Source organism: uncultured Rikenella sp. (assembly GCF_948810725.1).
Lineage (GTDB): Bacteria > Bacteroidota > Bacteroidia > Bacteroidales > Rikenellaceae > Rikenella.
The window spans coordinates 80,551-102,576 of sequence record NZ_CAQIVA010000004.1; the positions used below are offsets into that span (position 1 = coordinate 80,551).

General features: G+C 60.8%; 18 protein-coding genes. 15 read left to right on the forward strand and 3 right to left on the reverse strand.

Going from position 1 to position 22,026, the window contains the following annotated elements:
- The first annotated feature begins 234 nt into the window (after positions 1 to 234).
- The 11 genes from Q9S52_RS03320 (at position 235) to Q9S52_RS03370 (ending at position 13,492) form a co-directional block, all read left to right on the forward strand.
- Positions 235 to 1,593, forward strand: a complete 1,359-nt coding sequence (locus Q9S52_RS03320) for a TolC family protein (RefSeq protein WP_304708154.1) — start codon at positions 235 to 237, stop codon at positions 1,591 to 1,593.
- 45 nt (positions 1,594 to 1,638) lie between these two features.
- The gene (locus tag Q9S52_RS03325; RefSeq protein WP_304708155.1) at positions 1,639 to 2,886 is read left to right on the forward strand and encodes an efflux RND transporter periplasmic adaptor subunit; all 1,248 of its coding nucleotides are present in this window, start codon (positions 1,639 to 1,641) and stop codon (positions 2,884 to 2,886) included.
- 31 nt (positions 2,887 to 2,917) lie between these two features.
- Positions 2,918 to 3,655, forward strand: coding sequence for a tRNA (adenosine(37)-N6)-threonylcarbamoyltransferase complex dimerization subunit type 1 TsaB (gene tsaB / locus Q9S52_RS03330; RefSeq protein WP_304708156.1), 738 nt, complete (start codon positions 2,918 to 2,920; stop codon positions 3,653 to 3,655).
- 14 nt (positions 3,656 to 3,669) lie between these two features.
- Positions 3,670 to 4,626, forward strand: a complete 957-nt coding sequence (locus tag Q9S52_RS03335) for an ABC transporter ATP-binding protein (protein WP_304708157.1) — start codon at positions 3,670 to 3,672, stop codon at positions 4,624 to 4,626.
- Between the two features lie 4 nt (positions 4,627 to 4,630).
- On the forward strand, positions 4,631 to 5,359 hold the full coding sequence (locus tag Q9S52_RS03340; protein ID WP_304708158.1) for an ABC transporter ATP-binding protein: 729 nt from the start codon (positions 4,631 to 4,633) through the stop codon (positions 5,357 to 5,359).
- Positions 5,356 to 6,495, forward strand: coding sequence for an ABC transporter permease (locus Q9S52_RS03345; protein ID WP_304708159.1), 1,140 nt, complete (start codon positions 5,356 to 5,358; stop codon positions 6,493 to 6,495). The genes Q9S52_RS03340 and Q9S52_RS03345 overlap by 4 nt, the downstream gene beginning before the upstream one ends.
- Positions 6,496 to 6,831: 336 nt before the next feature.
- The gene (locus Q9S52_RS03350; RefSeq protein ID WP_294592581.1) at positions 6,832 to 7,287 is read left to right on the forward strand and encodes a 6-carboxytetrahydropterin synthase; all 456 of its coding nucleotides are present in this window, start codon (positions 6,832 to 6,834) and stop codon (positions 7,285 to 7,287) included.
- Between the two features lie 16 nt (positions 7,288 to 7,303).
- Positions 7,304 to 10,207 (forward strand): DNA polymerase I, encoded by a 2,904-nt coding sequence (gene polA / locus Q9S52_RS03355; RefSeq protein WP_304708160.1) that lies wholly within the window; start codon positions 7,304 to 7,306, stop codon positions 10,205 to 10,207.
- Positions 10,208 to 10,255: 48 nt separating this feature from the next.
- The gene (locus Q9S52_RS03360) at positions 10,256 to 11,467 is read left to right on the forward strand and encodes an ABC transporter permease (protein WP_304708161.1); all 1,212 of its coding nucleotides are present in this window, start codon (positions 10,256 to 10,258) and stop codon (positions 11,465 to 11,467) included.
- Complete coding sequence (locus Q9S52_RS03365) at positions 11,464 to 12,348, forward strand: hypothetical protein (protein WP_297829261.1); 885 nt, start codon at positions 11,464 to 11,466, stop codon at positions 12,346 to 12,348. The genes Q9S52_RS03360 and Q9S52_RS03365 overlap by 4 nt, the downstream gene beginning before the upstream one ends.
- A complete protein-coding gene (locus Q9S52_RS03370; RefSeq protein WP_304708162.1) occupies positions 12,287 to 13,492 on the forward strand; it encodes an amidohydrolase family protein in 1,206 nt (401 codons plus the stop codon). Before Q9S52_RS03365 ends, Q9S52_RS03370 begins: the two co-directional genes overlap by 62 nt.
- 295 nt (positions 13,493 to 13,787) lie before the next feature.
- On the opposite strand, the gene Q9S52_RS03375 is transcribed toward Q9S52_RS03370, so the two are convergent.
- From Q9S52_RS03375 to trpS, 3 genes are read right to left on the reverse strand one after another with little or no spacing between them, the layout of a single operon-like run.
- Positions 13,788 to 14,735, reverse strand: a complete 948-nt coding sequence (locus Q9S52_RS03375) for an HlyD family secretion protein (RefSeq protein WP_304708163.1) — start codon at positions 14,733 to 14,735, stop codon at positions 13,788 to 13,790.
- A 21-nt stretch (positions 14,736 to 14,756) separates the two neighbouring features.
- Positions 14,757 to 16,049, reverse strand: a complete 1,293-nt coding sequence (locus Q9S52_RS03380) for a TolC family protein (RefSeq protein WP_304708164.1) — start codon at positions 16,047 to 16,049, stop codon at positions 14,757 to 14,759.
- Between the two features lie 31 nt (positions 16,050 to 16,080).
- Complete coding sequence (gene trpS / locus Q9S52_RS03385; protein WP_294592600.1) at positions 16,081 to 17,163, reverse strand: tryptophan--tRNA ligase; 1,083 nt, start codon at positions 17,161 to 17,163, stop codon at positions 16,081 to 16,083.
- A 218-nt stretch (positions 17,164 to 17,381) separates the two neighbouring features.
- On the opposite strand from trpS, the gene Q9S52_RS03390 reads away from it, so the two are divergent.
- From Q9S52_RS03390 to Q9S52_RS03405, 4 genes are all read left to right on the forward strand, one after another.
- Positions 17,382 to 18,137, forward strand: a complete 756-nt coding sequence (locus Q9S52_RS03390) for a hypothetical protein (protein WP_304708165.1) — start codon at positions 17,382 to 17,384, stop codon at positions 18,135 to 18,137.
- 155 nt (positions 18,138 to 18,292) lie between these two features.
- Positions 18,293 to 19,966 carry a putative transporter gene (locus Q9S52_RS03395; protein WP_294592605.1) on the forward strand — a complete coding sequence of 558 codons (1,674 nt, stop codon included), beginning with the start codon at positions 18,293 to 18,295 and terminating at the stop codon, positions 19,964 to 19,966.
- 13 nt (positions 19,967 to 19,979) lie between these two features.
- A complete protein-coding gene (gene folE / locus Q9S52_RS03400) occupies positions 19,980 to 20,561 on the forward strand; it encodes a GTP cyclohydrolase I FolE (protein WP_294592607.1) in 582 nt (193 codons plus the stop codon).
- Between the two features lie 25 nt (positions 20,562 to 20,586).
- Positions 20,587 to 22,008, forward strand: a complete 1,422-nt coding sequence (locus tag Q9S52_RS03405; protein WP_294592609.1) for an amidophosphoribosyltransferase — start codon at positions 20,587 to 20,589, stop codon at positions 22,006 to 22,008.
- Positions 22,009 to 22,026: the final 18 nt, after the last annotated feature.

Genomic DNA, 22,026 nt, shown 5'->3' on the forward strand with positions numbered 1-22,026 from the left:
CTGGCCACGATAGAGGTCGCCCGAATCGTAAGATGTGGACGACCAGCTGTACCCGTAGTCGCCGATGTGCCTTGCTATGCCTTCCCAGCCCGTGCGTCCATAGTCGCGGAAGCCCGGGGTGCGCTGCTCAGAGCGGATTTTCCGTCGAAATCCGCTTTTTGTACCGCAGGAACGATAAAAATGCCTATCTTGCGTAATTATAATCGTTATCGGAAGATGAAAATTCGTTGCCGAATGGTTGTGGCAGTTGCCGGAGCGATGCTCGGGGCGACGCCCGTGTTCGGCGGAGAAACGTGGGATATTGCCCAGTGTATCCGCCATGCCGTGGAGCACAACCTCCAGGTGAGACAGGGATGGAATCTCGTCGAGGGAGCCCGCGTCGATCACCTGCAAACCAAACTCAACTACCTGCCCAACCTGAACGCCGGGATCGGGTACAACGCCTCGTTCGGCCGGTCGCTCGACCCGACCACCTATAACTACGTCTCGGGGCAGACCGTGCAGAACGCCAGCGGGAGTTTGTCGTTGAGCACCAATCTGTTCGCCGGAATGCAAAAATTGCACAACCTGCGGCGCGCGGAATTCAGTCTGGCCGCTTCGGTGCAGGAGGTCGAACGGATCAAGGACGAGATTACGATCGCCGTGGCGGCGGCTTATCTGCAAGTGCTCTATAACAGAGAGCAGGTCGCCGTTTCGGAGAACCGGGTGGCCATCCTCGAACGGCAGATCGAACGGACGACCCAATTGGTCGAGGCCGGTTCCCTGCCGATCGGCAATCGGTTGGAGCTCGAGGCGCAGCTGGCGGCCGAGCAATATAATCTCGTGAACTATCGGAACCAGCGGGTCAACTCCGTGCTGACCTTGACCCAGCTGCTGGAGCTGCGCGACGTGCCCGATTTCGAAGTAGCAGTGCCCGACAGCGCCGTGTTGGCGGCTGAGATGGACGGCCAACAACTGCGCGAAGTCGGCGAAATTTACGGCATGGCCTTGAAGCTGCCGCGCATCGAAGTCGTCAAATGGCAGCGGAAAATGGCCGAACAGGATGTGGCGTTGGCTCGGGCACGGTACTATCCCTCGCTGAGCTTCGGCGCCAGCTACGGAAGCAGCTGGTCGGACGCCCGTCTCAAACCGCAGCTGGGGGCAGACGGGACGCCGTACTATACGAAATATCCCTTTTTCGAACAGTTGGACGACAACGCCTCGTCGGCGTTGCAGTTCAGCCTGTCGGTGCCGATCTTCGGCGGGCTGAACGTGCGGAACAACGTGCGGAAAGCGAAAATCGGGCTGCGGAACGCCGATTTGGCCGTCAAACAGGCCGAGAATCAGCTCTACAAAGAGATTCAACAGGCCTGGAGCGATGCCAGAGGGGCGTGGGAACGCTACCGCTCGGCGGAGAGCAGTGTGACTTCGAACGCCGAGGCGTTCAGAAATACGGAACAGAAATTCGATGCCGGGGCGGCGACGGCGGTGGACTACAACGTGGCCCAGAATAATCTGGCGGAGGCCCAGTCCTTGATGTTGCAGGCCCGGTACGACTATATTTTCAAAATGAAGATTCTGGATTTCTACCGCGGCGTCGAGATAACCCTGTAACGACGGCGGAGCACAGAGCGAAAACGATAAAACGAAACAGACGATATGGCGAAGAAAAACAAACGTAAACGGAGACTGATTATTTGGGGCGGATTGTTGTTGGTGCTCGTCTTCTGGATAGTCGGCAAACAGAGCGGATGGTGGGGGCGGCCTCTGCCCGAGGCGGTGACCGTCGAACGGCCGGAGGTGCGGACGATTGTCGAGTTGATCTCGGCCAACGGCCGTGTGCAGCCGGTGACCGAAGTCAAAATTTCGCCCGACGTGTCGGGCGAAATCGTGGAACTGAACGTCGAAGAGGGACAGCGGATCGAAAAAGGGAGGCTCTTGCTGAAGATCAAGCCGGACACCTATCAATCGATGCAGGAGCGGGCCGAAGCCACGCTCAACTCTTCGAAGGCGCAATTAGAGCAGATTCGGGCCCAACTGGCGCTGGCCGAACAGACCTATGAACGGCAGCGGCAGCTGTTCGCCCAAAAGGCGATTTCGGAAGCCGACTTCCAGAACGCCGAAGCGCAGTATCGTGCCCTTCAGGCGCAGGTGAGGACGGCGGAGTTCAACATCCGGAGCGCCGAGGCTTCGCTCAAGGAGGCGGCTGAGAATCTGTATAAGACCACGATTTTTGCGCCGAGCGGCGGGACGGTCTCCAAGCTGAATGTCGAGCTTGGCGAGCGGGTCGTGGGGACGGCGACGATGGCCGGGACGGAGATGCTCCGGATCGCCGACCTGTCGCAGATGGAGGTGCGTGCCGATGTGAACGAAAACGACATCGTGCGAGTCGAATTGGGCGATACGGCGGTGGTCGAGGTGGATGCCTATCTGGGGCGGCAGTTCCGCGGGATCGTGACCCGGATTGCCAACACGGCTACGGGAACGGCGGCTTCGGGACAGGCCACCAATTTCGAGGTGCGGATTTATATCCTTCCGGAGTCGTATGCCGATCTGGTGCCGGAGGGTGGCGGATCGCCGTTCCGGCCGGGGATGTCCGCCTCGGTGGATATCCGGACGGAGACACGGCGGGCGTTGTCGGTGCCGATCCAGGCGGTCACCTCGCGCGCTCAGGCGGGAGGCGGAGAGGTGGTGTTCCTTTATGAAACAGACAGCTCGCGCGTGCGGATGAAGCCGGTGAAGACGGGGATTCAGGATCGCCAGTTCATCGAAGTGGAGGCCGAGGGGCTGGATACGGCGGTTTGGGTGGTGAGTGCGCCTTTCTTGGCCATCTCTAAAAAACTGAACGACGGGATGACGGTGCGGACGACCGCTTCGCTGGCGGCGGACGCGGTGGCGGATAAGTAGTTCGGAATCTGATTGAAAGATATATAGTTATATGGCATTGATTCTATCCATCGAGACCGGGACGGAGGTCTGTTCGGTGGCCCTGGCCAAGGACGGCGAGATGATCTCGTTGCGCGAGAGCAGCGGCGAGGGGCGGGCGCATGCCAACAATCTGGCCTTGTACATCGAAGAGGTGCTCCGCGGGAACGACATGGACGCCGACGAGCTGGATGCCGTGGCTGTAGGCGGCGGGCCGGGCTCGTATACCGGGCTCCGGATCGGCGTTTCGACGGCTAAGGGGATCTGTTATGCGCTGGGGCGGCCGCTGATTGCCGTGGACTCGTTGCAGGCCTTGGCCTCGATTGCGATGGAGGAGTCCCGCGCGGGGATCGTGCGGATCGAACGGCCCGAGACGGCGGTGCTCGCTCCGATGATCGACGCCCGGCGGATGGAGGTCTATACCCGGCTGTTCGATACCGGGTTGCGGCCGCTGGGCGAGACGGGGGCGCATATCCTGACCGAAAAGAGCTTTGCCGACATTCTCGCGGCGGGGCGCGAACTGCTGGTCTTCGGGAACGGGGCGCAGAAGTGTGCCGAGCTGTTGCCCGCGGCGACTTTCGTGCGGATCGCGTCGTCGGCCCGCGGGCTGGTGGCACTGGCCGAGGAGGCTTATCGGGCCGGCGATTTCGCCGATGTGGCTTATTATGAGCCTTATTACCTGAAAGATTTTGTGGTGACCAAGAGTCGGCGGGATCCGTTGGCCCGACCGGCGGCGAAATCGGAGAAATAGGCTTTACCTGTACCATGATCGAGGCACGCGACATATCGAAAACTTGGGGCGACGGGACGGTCGCCCTGGAAGAGGTGTTGCTGCGGGTCGAACGGGGGACGATCCACGGCCTGATCGGCGCCGACGGAGCGGGGAAGAGCACGCTGTTCGACATTTTGGTAACCCTCGTGCGACCGGACGAGGGCGAGGCGACGGTGGGGGGATACGACATCCGGTCGGAGTGGCGGGCGGTGCGGCGGACGGTGGGCTATATGCCGTCGAACTTTTCGCTGTACGGCGACCTCTCGGTGCGCGAGAACCTGAACTTTTTCGCCCGCATCTACGGCCGGTCGGCGGGTGATATCGAAGGGTCGATGGGCGACATCTGGCGGCAGCTGGAGCCGTTCGAAAGACGCCCGGCGGCACAGCTGTCGGGAGGGATGAAGCAGAAACTGGCGCTCTGCTGCGCCATGGTGCACGACCCGGAGGTGCTGATGCTCGACGAACCGACGACCGGAGTCGATCCGGTGTCGCGGCGCGAGTTCTGGGAGGCGCTGCGCACGCTGGCGGAGGAGGGGCGGAAGACGATTCTGGTCTCGACTTCGTACATGGACGAGGCGGCGCGGTGCGACCGGATCACGTTGCTGCACGAGGGCATTGTGCTCGACGAATTGGCGCCGGGGGAGGTGGCTGCACACTATCGCGGAACGCTTTACGAAATCGACGGGGGAGACCGGGCGCTGAATGCGCGGCTGTTGCAATTGCTGCGCGGCTGGTCGCTGTCGGGCGGCTGTTACTCGTTTGGAGACCGAATCCACCTGAACGTGCCGTTGCCGGGGCTGCGGAGCGAGACGGTGGCGAGCTATCTGCGGGCTCAGGGGATCGAGGCGGAGCGGGTTTCGATAAGGGTGATCGTGCCGACGGTCGAAGACCTTTTTATCCGGCTCACGTCCCTTTCGGAGAGCGACGGGGAGGAAGAGGAGGCATGGTAAACACATGGAGCAAAGAACCATCATAGCGGAAAATCTGACACGCCGTTTCGGCGACTTCACGGCGGTGGACGACCTCTCGTTCGCCGTCGCGCGGGGCGAAGTGTTCGGTTTTCTGGGGGCCAACGGAGCGGGGAAGACGACGGCCATTCGGATGCTGTGCGGGCTGTTGCAGCCCACGTCGGGACGGGCCGTCGTGGCGGGATATGACGCCGTGCGGGAACCGGAGCGGGTGAAACGGCGGATCGGATACATGAGCCAACGCTTCTCGCTCTATGACGATCTGACGGTGGGCGAGAACCTGCAACTGTTCGGTGCGATCTACGGCCTCGGGCGGCGGGTGCTGCGGGCCAGAATGGACGAACTTTGTACGGGGCTCGGGATGGAGGAGTTGCGGCGTCTGCTGGTGCGCGGTTTGCCGCCGGGGTGGAAGCAGAAGACGGCGCTGGCGGCAGCGATGCTCCACCGGCCCGAGGTGCTCTTTCTGGACGAACCGACGGGCGGCGTGGATCCGTTGGAACGGCGACGGTTCTGGGAACTGATCCTCGATGCGGCGGGCGAGGGGACGACGGTGCTGGTGACGACGCACTATCTGGACGAGGCGCTCTATTGCGACCGGACGCTCATTATGGCGGACGGCGAGATGAAGGCGCTGGATCGTCCTGCGGTGTTGATGCGGGAGCACGGGGCGACGGATATGGATGATTTGTTTGAAAAATTGACCCGACGGCGATGACGAACGGCGTTTTCTGGAGTTTCGTGGCCAAAGAGTGGCGTCACATCCTGCGCGAGCGCAGGACGCTGGTCATGTTGTTCGTCATTCCGCTGGCGTTGGTGCTGCTTTTCGGGTATGTCATCTCGACCGACATCGACCATACGCCGGTGGCGGTGCTGGATGGGTCGCAGGGCGATCCGCTCGCCCGGAGGCTGGTCGATAAATTGCAGGCGGCGGATCGGTTTCGGGTAGTGGCCGAGGTGCGGAGCGACGGCGAGATCGACGAGGTGTTCCGGCGCGGGATGGTGAAGATGGTGGTGGTGATTCCGCCGGGTTTCGGCTCGGATGCGCGGCGGTACGGAGGGACGACGGTGCAGCTGGTGACGGATGCGGCGGATGTGAACATGGCGACGACGGTGATCGGCTATGCGACGGCGATCGTCGCGGATTTGAATGCGGAGCTCAACGCGGCGGCGGTGGCTGCGGGTGGTGCTGAGGCGGGGTTTGCTGTTCGGACGAACGTGCGGATGATGTACAATCCGGAACTGAAGTCGGCCTATATGTTCGTGCCGGGGGTCATTGCGTTGATCGTGATGATCGTGGCGGCGATGATGACGTCGGTGACGCTGGCGCGCGAGAAGGAGACGGGAACGCTCCGGATGCTGACGGTGTCGCCGCTGCGAGGCCGGACGATCGTGCTGGGGAAGGTGGTGCCTTATTTTCTGCTGACGGCGATCAATACGGGGATGATTATGTGTCTGGGGATTTGGGTGTTCGACATGCCGTGCTACGGAAGCGGATGGGGGGTGGCGTTGTTGTGCGGTCTGTTCATTCTGGCGGCGATCGGACTGGGGGTGCTGATCTCGTCGCTGGTGAAGACGCAGCAGTCGGCGCTCACGGGCTCGTTGCTGGGGCTTTTCCTGCCGACGGTGTTGCTGTCGGGCTTCATCTTTCCGATCGCCAACATGCCGCTGGTGTTGCAATGGGTCTGTCGGTGTGTGCCGGCGACGTGGTTTATCGAGGGGGTCAAGGGCTTGATGCTCAAAGGACAACCGGTGGCGGATATGGTCTTGCCGCTGGGGATATTGGGGGGAATGGCGGTCTTGTTGGTGGGACTGGCTCTGCGGCTCTTTATCCGTTCGGAACGACCGCAGTGATTTTAACCGTTCATTTATCTGTCTTTGTCCAGGAGGGTACTGTTCTCTTTGTGAACAAAGAGAACCAGAAAAACTTTCGACGGATGCTTACGCATCCTAAAGCTGCCGGCGGCCCAGATCTCGGACTCTACTTTGGGTCGGGAGTTGTAGTGCGCTAATGCGAGCTAAACCTTATTGCGCGCTACAACCCCGCCCAAAAGCAATCGCAGAGACTGAGGACTGCGGAGCCTAAGGAGTAGCGTAGCTAACTAAAAGTCTTTTGGGTACCTTTTCTTCAGAAAAGGTACGGTTCCATGCGGGTAGACACGGCAATATGAACGGGTAATCAATAACAATATGACGACGATACGATTGACACGGGAATTTTCGTTCGAGATGGCCCACGCCCTCGAAGGTTACGACGGATTGTGCCGACACCTGCACGGCCACTCCTATAAACTCTTCGTCACCGTGTCCGGGACACCCTGCGACGACCCTCAGAATCCGAAATACGGCATGGTGATGGACTTCGGCGACCTGAAACGCATCGTCAACCGGCTCGTCGTCGAGCCTTACGACCACGCCCTCGTGCTGCGACAGACCCCCGAGAACCTGCGGTTGCTCGAACAAGTGCGGGAGAAGTGGGAGCGCGTCTATCTGGTCGATTACCAGCCCACCTGCGAACAGATGCTCATCCGGTTCGCCGGCCAGATCGCCGCAGAGCTGCCCCGCGGCGTGCAGCTCGCCGAGCTGAGACTCTACGAAACCGAAAAATCGCATGCCACCTGGCGGGCAGAGGATAATTCCCGATAAACCGTAAACCAGCACGATGGAGAAACTCTTCCTGATCGACGCCTACGCCCTGATCTTCCGTTTCCACTACGCCTTTATCAACCGGCCCATGCGCAATGCACAGGGGCTGAACACCTCCGCCATTTTCGGCTTCGCCAAATTCCTCAACGAACTGATCGTCCGCGAGCAGCCGAAATACCTCGGCGTCGCTTTCGACCCGCCGGGAGGCTCCTTCCGGCGCGACCTCTACCCCCTCTATAAAGCCAACCGCGATGCCACGCCGGAAGATATCATCGCCGCCGTGCCGCACATCAAAGCGATTCTGGAGGCCATGCGGATCCCCATTCTGGAGGTGGCCGGTTATGAAGCCGATGACGTGATCGGCACCTTGTCCCACAAAGCCTCCTGCTGCGGCGAGTACGACGTATTCATGGTCACCCCCGACAAAGACTACGGCCAGCTGATCAAACAGAACGTCAGCATGTACAAACCCGCGAAGGGGGGCGAAGGGATCGACATCGTCGGGTTGGACAAAGTGTGCGAGAACTACGGCATCGCCGATCCGCAACAGGTGATCGACATTCTGGCCTTGTGGGGCGACGCCTCCGACAATATTCCCGGTGTGCCTGGGGTGGGCGAAAAGGGGGCGCGGAAACTGGTCGCCCAGTGGGGCGACGTCGAGAACCTGATCGCGCATGCCGATGAACTGACCCCGAAACTGCGGGCCGCCGTGCTGGAAAATCAGGAGCAATTGCGACTCTCCAAAGTGCTCGCCACCATTCGGCTCGACGTCCCGATCGAGTTCGACCCGACCGCCTTGCAGCTCGAAGAGCCTGACTATGCCGCGCTGCGGAGCATCTATATCGAGCATAACTTCAATCTCCTGTTGCGCGACGTCGACAGCCGGCTCTTTCACAGCAGCGCACTGCATGCCCAGACCCTGCCGTCGCTCAGCAAACAGAAGCCCGGCAAACCGAAGCCCTATTCGCAACTCGGCGGCCAGATGTCTCTCTTCGACTCCGTGCCGGAAACCGATACTGCGGCGGCGGTCTCGCCTTTGTCCGAGATGGTCGTGCCGCCGACCCCTACAGAGGCCGACGAGGCGGCGTTGGCCGCTTCCGACGGTTTGCAGACATTGGCCACGACCGAACATACCTATCATATCGTCGAGACCGAGGAACAGTTGGCGGAACTCGTGGCTCTGCTCGGCCGGTCGGAAAAGTTCTGTTTCGGCACCGAAACCTCGGGGATCGAGCCTTTGCGCTCGGAACTCGTGGGGCTTTCGTTTTCGGTCGCCGCCCACGAGGCTTTCTGGGTGCCCACGCCCGATGCGGAGCGGCGGGCGCAGGTGCTGGCCGCTCTGAAACCGGTGTTCGAAAACGACCGGATCGGCAAAATCGGCCAGAACATCAAGTTCGATATGCTCGTCCTGATGCACGCCGCCGGGATCGAAGTCCGCGGGACGCTGTACGACACCATGATTATCCACTACCTGCTCGATCCCGAGGCGCGGCACGGGATGGATTTTCTCGCGCGGCGATTCCTCGGGTACGATCCCGTACCGATCGAGACCCTGATCGGCAAGGGGGCGAAGCAGACCTCCATGTTGTTCGCCGATCCGGTTCGGGTGGCGGAGTATGCGGCCGAAGATGCCGACGTCACGTGGCAGCTCTTCGAAAAGTTGTGGCCCCTGCTGGAGGAGACGGGCCAGACCGGTCTGTACTGTCGGATCGAGGCTCCCCTGATCCCGGTGCTGGCGCGGATGGAGTTTGCCGGAGTTTTCGTAGATCGGCATATTCTGGGCGAGTCCGGAGCGGTGCTGACCGTCGAGGCGGCGCAGTTGGAGGCCGGGATTCGCGAGACGACCGGCGTGCCCGATCTGAACGTCAATTCCGCCAAACAGTTGGGCGACGCTTTGTTCGAGGGACTGAAGATCGATCCGAAACCGAAGCGCACCAAGACGGGACAGTACCGGACGGACGAAGAATACCTCCAGTCGCTGTCGGCGAACCATCCCGTGATCGAGAAGATCTTGGAATACAGGGGGCTGAAGAAGCTGCTTTCGACCTACATCGAGGCGTTGCCGCAGCTGATCGACCCGCAGACCGGACGGATACACACCTCATTCAACCAGGCGGTGACCGCCACCGGGCGGTTGAGCTCCACGAATCCCAACTTGCAGAACATTCCGATCCGCGACGCCGTCGGGCGCGAGATTCGGAAGGCCTTTACGGCGCCCGACCACGGTCATGTGATCGTCTCGGCGGACTATTCGCAGGTCGAGCTGCGCATTATGGCGCATCTGTCGGGGGATGCGGCCTTGCGGCAGGCCTTTCTCAACGGCGAGGACATTCATACGGCGACGGCGGCCCGGGTCTTCGGCGTTGCGCCGGAGGAGGTGACCCGCGAACAGCGTCGGCGCGCCAAGACGGCCAACTTCGGGATCATCTACGGCATCTCGGCCTTCGGGCTGGCGACGCGGCTGCGGATTCCGCGCGGCGAAGCGAAGGAGTTGATCGACGGTTACTTCACCCATTATCCGGGGGTCAAGGAGTATATGGACCGCGTGGTGGCCGAAGCGCGCGAGCAGGGATATGTCGAGACGATCTTCGGTCGGCGGCGGTATCTGCCGGACATCCGGTCGGGGAATGCCGTGACCCGCTCCCTGGCGGAGCGAAACGCCATCAATGCCCCGATTCAGGGGAGCGCGGCCGATATTATGAAGATGGCGATGATCGACGTCGATCGGCTGCTGCGGGAGCGGGGGAGCGGAGCTCGGATCGTTCTTCAGGTGCACGACGAACTGGTGCTGGAGGTGCCTCAGAGCGAGGTGACGGCGGTAACCGCCCTGCTGACCGAAGCGATGGCCGGAGCGGCGGAGCTGTCGGTGCCGCTGCTGGTCGAAGCCGACGCGGGCGTCAGCTGGCTCGACGCCCACTAACCCGGAGGCGGAGACGCTGAAAATACCTTTATTATCTTTGTACCGGATATGCTCTCGTCATTCATTGCCCGCCGGCACCTCTTCAGCCGAAAATCCCACTCCGTCATCAACCTGATCGCCGGGGTGAGCGTCGTGGCTGTGGCCGTTCCGGTGATGGCGCTGGTCGTGATTCTCTCGTTCCACAACGGGCTGAGCGACTTTATCCGGGAGATGTACAGCGAGTTCGACGCCGAACTGCGCGTGACGTCGCGGACGGGGAGCGGATTCGACGCCGAAGCCTTGCGGGCGCGGATCGAGCCTCTGCCTGAGGTGGCAGCCGTCAGTGTCGTGGCGGAGCAGAACGTCCTGCTGACCCATGGCGGACGGCAGTGGATTGCGGCGCTGCGCGGCGTGGACAGCCTCTATCACGAGGTGATACCGATCGAGCGGCGCTTGGTGCAGGGGCAATACCGGTTGCAGCACGGCGACCTCGACGAGGGAGTCTTTGGACAGGGGGTGGCCTATGCCTTGGGTCTGTCGGGGGGACTGATCGAGCCCGTGCAGGTCTATGCCATCCGGCCGGGACGCGGCGGTGCGACCGCTTCGTTCCTGCCGGTGTCGCTCTATCGCACTGCCGCGCTTCGACCGGCGGGGATTTATGCCTTGGACGAGCAGACCGACTCGCGTTATCTGTTTGTGCCGATCGCTTTGGCGCGGCGGCTGACCGGAATCGGCGAGGGGCGCGGGACTTCGCTGGAGATTCGGCTCGCGGAGGGGATCTCGCCCGAGCGGGGACAGCGGGCGGTGGCGGCAGTGGCGGGAGACGATTTCGACGTGAAAACCCGTTTCCAGCAGAAAGAGACCGTCTACCGTATGGTGACGCAGGAGAAGTGGATCATCTATCTGCTGTTGATGTTCGTCGTGTTGATCGCGGCTTTGAGCCTGGTGGGGACGGTCGTCATGCTGGCGGCCGACAAGGAGCGCGACCGGGAGATGCTGCTCGCCATGGGAGGCACGCCGGGGCTGTTGCGGCGGGTGTTTACGTGGGAGGGGGCGTGGATTACGGCCGTGGGGGTAGGGCTGGGGCTGGCGCTCGGAGTCGGGTTTGCGCTCGCGCAACAGCGGTGGGGGCTCATCCGGATGGCCGGCGAGGCATTCCTCATGGAGGCCTATCCCGTGCGGATCGAGGCGGCGGATTTGGCGGCGGTCGGGTTCGGCGTCTTGTTGCTGGGGACGGCCATCGGTGCGGCGACGGCCGCAGGCGTTATCGGACGAAAATGAAAAAATATATTCTCATAGCAGTGGCGTTGTGGGCCGCAGCGGCTTGTCACCGCGGGCCGCGGGCGATTCCCGAGCAGGAGATGCGGGCGATCATCCGCGAGACGCTCATCGGACAGTCGATCATCCAGCAGGATCGTGACGAACGGCGTTTCCGGCCGCTCGACTCGCTCGATATGTACAGCGAGGTGCTGGGGCAGTACGGCTATACGCTGGAGGACTTCCGCTTCACCGTTCGCGAGATGGCCATGCGGAAGAGCAATCCGCTGACCAATATCCTGGGCGAAGTGGCCGCCGATATCAAGGCGATCAGCGTGGTGGCCGAGGCGCGTTACAAACATCAGCTGCACCTGGACTCGATCGCCCAGCAGATGACCTCCGACACGGTTTTCCGCAGCGATACGGTGTTGCGGGGGAAGCTCGACGGCTATCGGTTCGTCTATGCGCAACGTTCCGAAAAGGGCGATTCGGTGGTGCCGAAGGGGCTCTATCGGCTGAGTTTCAGGTATTCGACGGGTTCGCATGCCCGGTCTTATACGAAATCCGTCCGTGCGCGCCGCGTTTCGCGGGACGGGGATGCGGCGGAAAACACCTTCTGGCTGCCGGTGGCGAAAGATACGGTTCCGTATGAGGGCGAGATTCGGGTGGCGACGGGGGTCGAACGGCTGACCGTCTCGATTTCGGAGACCTTGCGGAAAGACCAGCGGCCCGACACATGTTATTTGACCGGAGTCCGGCTGACCTATGTGCTGCCGGTGGTTCAGGCGCGGGCGGCGTGGCTCGAACGGCTGACCGGATTCCCGTCCGATTTGGAGAAATATTATGAAAAACAGTACCTCGACAGTTTGGCGAAGCGTAGCGGCTCCGTACCTCCTCGACTCTGACGGAACGCTGCTGCGCAACGGAGTGGTTCGTTTCGCGGCGGACGGGACGGTGCTCGGCGTGGAGTCGTGCGACCGAATCGACTCGCTGCCGCAGACGGAGTACCACAACGGCATTCTGATTCCGGGGATGACCAATGCCCATTGTCACCTGGAACTCTCCTGTTTCAAGGGGGCCATTCCGGCACAGGTGGGGATGGTGGAGTTTATTCGGAATGTGGTTTCGCGGCGGAACGACTTTTCGCGCGAGGAGCAGGAGGAGCGGGCGATCGAAGAGGATTTGTCGATGTGGCGCGAAGGGATTCAGGCGGTGGGGGATATCAGCAACGACACGACCTCTTTTCCGGCTAAAGTCAAGGCCAAGACGGAGGGGAGGACCCGATACCATACGTTTGCCGAATTTTTCGGCCTGCCGGCGGACGACGAGGCGGAGGCTTTCTATCGTCGTTCGGTGGATCCGGTGGTGGCGGCTGCCGATCGGGCCGGGCTGCCGGTGACGCCGACGCAGCACTCCACCTATTTCATGTCGGACAGACTGTTCAAACGGGCAGCGGATTCGCCGTTGATGTCGATCCACTTTATGGAGACGCCCGCCGAGGTCGATTTTTTCGATCGCAAGGGGGGGATTTTCGAACTGGTCTCCGCTTCGGCGGGCCGGGAGCCGGATTTCCTGGCTTATGGGGGACATGCCGAACGGCTCGTCGGGTCGTTGCCGCGGGAGGCGCACTTGATCCTGATCCACAACACGCAGATGCGGCGGCAGGATATGGAGCTGATTATGGGGTATTTTGAAGATGTGACGTTCGTGCTCTGTCCGCGGTCGAACTACTACATCGATGCCGATTTTCCGCCTGCGCAGATGTTATACGAGGTGGGTGCGCGGGTGGCGCTGGGGACGGACAGTCTGTCGTCGAATCGGTCGCTGTCGATGGTCGAGGAGATGAAGTGGCTGTGTGCGCACAATCCGGCGTTGCCCTTGGCGGCGGTGTTGCAGTGGGCGACGCTGAACGGCGCGCGGGCGTTGAGGTTCGGCGATGAGATCGGCAGTTTCGAACCGGGGAAGCGTCCGGGGGCGGTGTTGCTGACGGGCGTCGATTTCGATGCGATGCGGCTGCGGGAAGATGCGAAGACGGTGCGGCTGTTGTGATGCGTTGGGTGAGGGACAGAGCTCTGTTTCTATTCGTGCGCGCCTCGGAAAATTTGGGGTAGAGGCTGCCGATAAAACACCCTGTGGGTGCGTTTATTCCGAGAGGCAACGCAACTGAAAACCGTGAGCGCGATTGAACGTGCTGCTGGGCAGGAGGCCCGTCATGCTGAAATTCAAGTACACCCCATAGCCGCCGCTTCCCGACCGCGAATAGCAGAAACCGTCGTTTCCGACATAGTTCAGCGCACCACTGGCTGTTTCGCGGAAGCCAGGGGCGCACAGTCGTTTGACAATATTATTCCTGCTCTGCCAGAGTATGCGGGTCGAAATAGACTTCCGCCGGCATGCCGATTTTCAACACACCGTCCCGATTCGGGACGTAAATCTTCAACGCATAGACCAGATTGGCCCGCTCGCTGCGTGTCTGGATCACTTTGGGCGTAAATTCCGCCTGATCCGCAATCCAGCCGATCCGACCCGGCATCCGGAAGCCGTTTTTTACATAAACGCTGTCCACCTGCACCGTCACCTCCTGCCCCAGCCGAATCGCAGCCAACTGCGGCTCCTCGATATACGCCCGCAGAATCATCGTATCCAGGTTCGCCACCTTGTAGAGCGGCTTGCCGATCGTCGCCAGCTCGTACCGCTCGGCATACTTCGCCAGCACCCGCCCCGCAATCGGATTCACCACGTAAGCATTGTCGATCCGATCCTGCACCTGGAGAATCTGTTGCCGGAGCGGCTCCATCCGCGCCAGCAGCGTCCGGGTCTGGATGTCCAGCGTCGAACGCTCCGCATCCAATTGTTTCTGAAGGATTTCTGCGTCGTAATGCAGGTTGTCCACCTGCTGCCGCGTCGAAGCGTCCTTCTCGGCCAGCGCCGTGTAGCGTGCCAGCTCGCGTTGCACCTTGGCCAACCGTTCGCGCACCACGTCCAACTGTTTCTCCCGTTCCGGCAGCTGGGCCCGCAGTACCGCGATTTCACCCTGCAACTGATTTCGCTGCAACACCAACTGCGTCGTATCCACCCATCCGACGATTTCGCCCCGATGCACTCGGCTCCCCTCTTCGAGGTTGAACTCCAGCAGCTTGCCGTTGCAATCCGCCGAAACGATCACCTCCACGGTTTCGAAATTGCCGTAAGCGTCCGGCTCCGGCCCCCGCTGACAAGCCGTCAGCCCGCTCGCCACGACTGCCGACAGGGCTGCGGTCGCTAAAATTCGGTTCGAAAAGATGCTTTGCATAGTCTTCTGCTTGAATTCGTGTCAGTTATAAATCCCCCGCACCGCCTGGTAAGCGATCCACGCCTCGACCAGCCGCAAGGCGTTCACCTCGGCGCTGATCCGCGCCGCCGCCTCGTTGTTGAACTCCGTCAGGTACTCCGTCGCCGTAATCACCCCCTGCTCGAACTGCGCCTGGGCCTGTTCGCGAACCACCTTTCGGGCCTCGACGAGCGTCGGGTCGAGTTGTATCGTCTCCTGCAACCGCTCGATTTGCACCCGATATTGCGCCGCCTCGATCGAAACGTTACGTTCGAAATCGCGTTGTTGCTGGTCGATGTCCCGACCGGCCACCCGATTGATTTTCTTCTCTTTTTGCGTAGCGTCCCAGCTCGTCAGCGGCAGCCGGAACCGTAATCCGCCGATCGCCATCGGGGCGAAATTCCGGTCGAAGAGGTCGTACCCCGGACGTCCGTACCCCCCGCTCGCAAAGAGCGATAACTGAGGGTTCGACCGGCTGTTCGACATCCGGTTTTGTGCCTCCAGCAGGTTGCGTTGTTCGGCGTAGAGCTTCATCTCCGAACGTTTCTTAAACGGTGCTGCCTCTTCATCCGGAATCCTCTCCGTCGGAACCGGCGGTATCTCGAAATACGTCCGCTCCGTGATCTCCATCCCCGTCAATTTCGTCAATGCCGTGATGTATTTGGCCCGCTCGCCGCTCAGCGCGATTCGCTCCTGGTTCAACTCCAGCATCCGCGCCGCCAGCGATGCCTGTTCCGCTCCCGTCGCCATCCCCTGTTCCATCCGGGCCGTCACCGCCCGGAGGTTCGACTCCAGCGTCTCGCGCATCAGTCGGTTGACCTCCAACTGCTTTTCCGTGAGCAGAATACCGATATAGGTGCGATTGATCCGGTCGCGCAGCCGGTCGAGCTCTACGGCCAACGACGCCGTCTCGACCTCCGCCGTTGCCGCATGGAGACGCTTGGTGTTCCGCACGCTGTGTCCGGCGTAGATCACCTGATTCAGCTCCACCGTGGCCCGGTATTGATCCTTCGGCAGATCCATCGTCACCGGCAGCGGAAAGTCCGTCGGCAACTTCGGCACTTCGTTCTGGTAGCTGCCCTGTGCCTGAATCTCCAACTGCGGCAGCAGGCTCGACGAAGTCGCCCGGTCTTGCGCCTTCCGTTTCTCGCCGACGAGCGTCTGGCGGGCGCTCAGCGGCGACCGTTCGACAGCCGCCCGCCGGCACGCATCCAGCGTCACCGCCGTCCCCTGAGCCCCGGCGACCGTCGTCGCGCAGCTCAGCCATATGATCGAGAGTATGCGTTTCGTCATCATGGTACGAAGGATTGAATCTTTCCCGATAGATTTAGCGATACTCCTGCGCCTGTTGCGCAATCAGAGCCTCGTCGTCGAAGTAGTCGATGCGCATCGCCCGCCGCACATCGGCCAACGTAGCCGCCGCCGCCTCGCGAGCCGCCTCGCTGCCCCGCTTCAGCATGCGGTAGACCTCCGGAATGTCCTGCTCGTATTCCTTGCGCCGGGCGCGGATCGGCTCCAGCGTCTCTTCCAGCACCGCGTTGAGCAGCCGTTTGACCTTGACATCGCCCAGTCCGCCCCGCCGGTAGTGCGCTTTGAGCTCGTCGAGACCGGCATATTCCGGCAGGTAAGCGGCAAAATGTTCCGGTCGGCAGAAAGCGTCGAGGTAGGTGAATACGGTATTCCCCTCGACCTTCCCCGGGTCTTCGACCCGCAGGTGCCCCGGGTCGGTGAACATGGTCTTGACCCGTTTGGCCACCTCTTCGGCGCTGTCGGAGAGGTAGATGCAGTTGCCGAGCGACTTGCTCATCTTCGCCTTGCCGTCCGTCCCCGGCAGCCGCAGGCAGGCCGCGTTCTCCGGCAGCAGAATCTCCGGCTCCACCAGCGCCGGCCCGTAGATTGAGTTGAACCGCCGCACGATCTCGCGCGTCTGTTCGATCATCGGCTCCTGATCCTCGCCCACCGGAACGGTCGTGGCGCGGAAAGCCGTGATGTCCGCCGCCTGGCTGATCGGATAGGTGAAGAAACCCACCGGAATGTTCGCCTCGAAGTTGCGCATCTTGATCTCGGTCTTCACCGTCGGATTCCGTTGCAGACGCGAGACGGTCACCAGGTTCATATAATAGAACGACAGTTCGCACAACTCCGGAATCTGGGACTGAATGAAGATGGTGCTCCGTGTCGGATCGATCCCGCACGAGAGGTAGTCCAGAGCCACTTCGATGATGTTTCGCCGCACCTTTTCCGGGTTGTCCGCGTTGTCGGTGAGCGCCTGCGCGTCGGCGATCATGATGTAGATGCGGTCGAACTCACCGGAGTTTTGCAGTTCGACACGCCGTTTCAGCGAACCTACGTAGTGTCCCAAGTGGAGGCGTCCCGTGGGGCGGTCGCCGGTCAGAATAATTTTTCCCATTTTCTTGCTATTTCATTCGCGCCTTTCGGCCCGCCGGAGCGGGCGGCGGCACGTCGTTTCCCGTACAGGCGACCGGCCGGCTCATCTCCCTGTCGTCTCCGGTTTTTCGAGCGGCGGCGCATCCTGCAGGCGATATTTATTTATGACGGATGTCAATAAAGTTCAAATTTAATGCTATCTTTGGGATATTCAAAACGCAACTCAAACTTATAAATATCATGAGATTTAAATCAATGCTTCTTACTCTGGCCGCAGTCGGGGCTGCGGCGGTCGGCGAGGCGTATGCTCAGCGGGTCGTGACGCCGTTCACGCCGCGGATCGTGGATTCGACCGGCAAAAAGGTCTATGTCCAGCCTCAGAAAATCCGGCGGAGCCGGCTGGCGGTTACTTTCGGCTACGGCTATTCGCCGATTACGGCCAACTCCAGCTATGCCAACAAACGTTTTCCGTTCGTCGAGAACAACTCGCCTACGGTGGTCGATCCGCCGTCGAAAGTGACCGGCTGCTTCGGGACGGTCAGCCTGGGGATCAACTACGAGATTACGCCGTGGCTGGAGCTCAACGTGCCGTTCGTCTATTCGCACAACAAGGGGTGGCAGCCCTGCGTGCGCGGGTCGGAAGACATCTCGGGCGGACAGAAGGACGACTGGTTCACCTTGTTGCCCAACTTGCGGATCAACTGGGTGCGGAACAATTGGCTGTCGGTCTACACCCGGGCAGGTATCGGGTTCGGCGTGGGGAATCGGTGGGTGTCGATCGACCAGGACCAGACCGTGAAGGCGATCTTCGGCTGGCATGTGTCGCCGGTGGGGGTCGAGATGGGGAAGGGTAATTTCTGCTTCTTCGTCGAGGGCGGATACGGCTTTACGGGAGCGGTCACGGCAGGGATCAAGCTCAAGGTCGGCAAGATGCAGAAAAACGGCCGGGTGAGCACGGGGCGCAAGGTCGATTGGTATGAAAAGTACCTGAGATAGGGCGTTCGGACGCACACGGTTTTCGACAGAGGTCGGATGCTGCGGTTCCGGGGGCGGGGCGGCGGGATTCGGCTTTTCGCGTTTTCGGGCCGAAAATCGGTATACCGAATCAAAATAAAGCGTACCTTTGTCCCCTCTTTAATTTCGGAAAGTTTATGGAGTGGATACATAATCTCTTTTTCGGAGGCGGCGTGGCCCATTCGATCCTGCTGATCGCGCTGGTCATCGCTGCCGGGATCGCGCTCGGGAAGATCAAAATCGCCGGCATTTCGCTGGGCGTCACCTGGATTCTTTTCGTCGGCATCGCATTGAGCCATTTCGGCATGCGCATCGACCCGACCACCTTGCACTTCGTCAAGGAGTTCGGGCTCATTCTCTTCGTCTACTCCATCGGGTTGCAGGTGGGGCCCGGGTTCTTCTCGTCGCTCAAGAAGGGGGGCTTTACGCTGAATATGCTGGCCACGGCGATCGTGCTGATCGGGGTGGCCATCGCTTATATCATCCACGTGGTGACCGGCATTCCGATTACCACCATGGTGGGGGTGCTGTCGGGAGCCGTGACCAATACCCCGGGACTCGGGGCGGCGCAGCAGGCCTATACCGATATGAAAGGCGTCAGCGATCCGTCGATTCCGCTGGGCTATGCCGTGGCTTATCCGCTGGGGGTGATCGGGATTATCGTTTCGATCATGGCTTTGCGGCTGATTTTCCGCATTCGGCTGGACAAGGAGGCTGCGGCGGCCAACCACAGCGATCAGGACGACGCGGGGGCGCAGCGCATCTCGATCGTGCTGGAGAATCCGACCATTGCCGGACGGACGGTGGGCGATATTTCGAGCCTGATCGACCGGACATTCGTCATCTCGCGCGTGTGCCACCAGAAAGACGGGCGCACGGAGATCGCCAGCAACAACACCGAGCTGAACTTGGGTGATAAGTTGTTCGTGATTGCGGCACACAAAGATGAAGATGCGCTGGTGGCGTTCCTCGGGCATAAGCTCGACATGGCTTTCGAAGAGTGGGAGAAGCTGGACAGCCAGTTCGTTTCGCGCCGCGTGATGATCACCAAATCGGAGCTCAACGGAAAACGGTTGGGCGACCTCCGGTTGCGGAGCACGTATGGGATCAATATTACGCGGGTCAATCGGGCCGGGGTCGATCTGGTGGCCAACCGGAACCTCCATCTCCAGATGGGCGACCGGGTGACCATGGTCGGTACCGAGATCGGAGTGGCCGAGGCGACCAAGGTCTTGGGGAACTCCATGCGGCGGTTGCGCGAACCTAATCTTATTCCGATCTTCATCGGGATTTTCCTCGGAGTTTTGCTCGGGAGCATTCCGATTCTGCTGCCCGGGATTCCCCAGCCGCTCAAATTGGGGCTGGCCGGCGGGCCGCTGATCGTATCCATCCTGATCAGCCGCTTCGGACCGCAATATAAAGTGGTGACATATACTACGATGAGCGCCAACCTCATGCTGCGCGAGATCGGGATCGCGCTCTTTCTGGCCGGCGTCGGCTTGGGTGCGGGCGAGGGGTTCGTGGAGACCATCGTAGACGGCGGGGGATACAAATGGGTCGGCTATGGCGTGATTATCACCATGGTGCCCTTGCTGATCGTAGGGACTGTCGGACGCTTGTTCTACAAGATCAACTACTTCACCCTCGCGGGGCTGTTGTCCGGCAGTATGACCGACCCGCCTGCCTTGGCCTACTCCAATGCCGTGGCGGGCAACGACCTCCCGGCGGTGGGCTATGCGACGGTCTATCCGCTGACCATGTTTCTGCGCATCCTGACCGCCCAGTTGCTGATTCTTTTCGCGGCGGCGTAATTTCGTACCGGTTATGGAATACGACGAACAAAAAATAGCCCGGCTGGCCGAACACTACAAAGCCATCCTCGAACTGCTCGGCGAAGATCCTGCCCGCGAAGGGCTGCTCAAGACGCCGGAACGCGTGGCCAAGGCCATGTCGTTCATGACCCAGGGCTATGACCAGGAGCCGATCGACATCCTCCTCTCCGCCAAGTTCCGGGAGGAGTACAAACAGATGGTGGTCGTCAAGGACATCGAACTCTACTCGCTGTGCGAACACCACCTGGTGCCGTTCTACGGGAAAGCGCATGTGGCCTATATTCCGAACGGCTTCATCACCGGCCTCTCGAAGATACCGAGGGTGGTGGATTGCTTCGCCCGGCGGTTGCAGGTGCAGGAGCGGCTCACGGTACAGATTCGCGACTGCATACAGGAGGCGCTGAACCCGCTCGGGGTGGCTGTCGTTATCGAGGCGAGCCACATGTGCATGCAGATGCGCGGCGTCGAGAAACAGAACTCGGCGACAACGACTTCCGCTTTTACGGGAGCCTTTCTTACCCAAATTCAGACCCGCGAGGAGTTCATGAACCTCATTTCGCACAAGCTCAGATAACTCACCTTTCACATACCACCATCCTATGAGCGGATTTTTCGGCTGCGCCTCCCGGCGCGAATGCGTCAACGACGTCTTCTACTGCACGGACTATCATTCGCACCTCGGCACCAAACGGGCCGGGCTCGCCTTCTACAACGGCGAGAAGTTCATCCGGTCGATCCACAGCCTCGAAAACGGCTACTTCCGGAACAAGTTCGAAGACGACCTGCCGAAATTCGAAGGCTCCTGCATCGGGATCGGCGTGATCAGCGACTTCGAGTCGCAGCCCGTGACCGTCACCAGCCATTTGGGGCGTTTCTCGGTCGTTACGGTGGCGCGGATCGAGAACATGGACGAGATTGCCGAACGGTTGTTGGCCGAGAACGTCCATTTCGCCGAACTCTCCGGATCGGAGATCAATCCCACGGAGCTGGTGGCGATTCTCATCAGCCAGAGCAAGACTTTCAAAGAGGGGATCGAGAACGTCCAGCGGACGATCAAGGGCTCCTGTTCGATGCTGATTCTCACCGAACACGGCATTTACGCCGCGCGCGACCGGTTCGGGCGGACACCGGTCATTATCGGAAAGAACGACTTCGGGTATGTCGCGGCCTCCGAGAGTTCGTCGTTTCTCAATCTCGGATACGAGTATGTGAAAGACCTCGGGCCGGGCGAGGCGGTGCAGCTGACGCGGGACGGTATTACCGATATCCTGCCGGCGGGGAGTCGGAAACAGATCTGCTCGTTCCTGTGGGTTTATTACGGCTATCCCTCGTCGGACTACGAGGGGATCAATGTCGAGGATGCCCGTTATCGGTGCGGCGCGGCGATGGCGGCGCGGGACGGGGAGGTCGAGGCCGATTTCGCCGCCGGGATTCCGGACTCCGGAGTGGGGCATGCCATCGGGTATAGCAATGCCCGGCGGATTCCCTACAAACGGCCGTTCGTCAAGTATACGCCGACCTGGCCGCGGAGTTTTATGCCCCAGAACCAGGCGATGCGCGATCTGGTGGCCAAGATGAAGCTGCTGCCGAACGAGGCTTTTACGCGCGGGGCCAAGATCGTCTTCATGGACGACTCCATCGTGCGGGGGACGCAGCTCAAGGACAATGTCGTGAAACTCAAAGAGGTGGGGGTCGAGGAGGTGCACATGCGGATTGCTTGTCCGCCGTTGATCTTTCCGTGCCGGTTCCTGAACTTTTCGACTTCGCGCTCGACTTTCGACCTCTACGCCCGTCGCGTGATCCGCGATCTGGAGGGGACGGACAAACTCTCGGACGAGACACTGGCCGAATATGCCGACGACACCAGCGAAAAATATCGGAAAATGGTCGAAGTGATGGGGCAGCAGTTGCAACTGACCTCGCTCAAATTCCAGAACTTGCAGGATGTGGTGGACGCCATCGGCTTGCCGAAGGAGCAGCTCTGTACCCATTGCTGGGATAACAGCAGTTACGTGGAATAGCTTAAAAATCGGCCATTT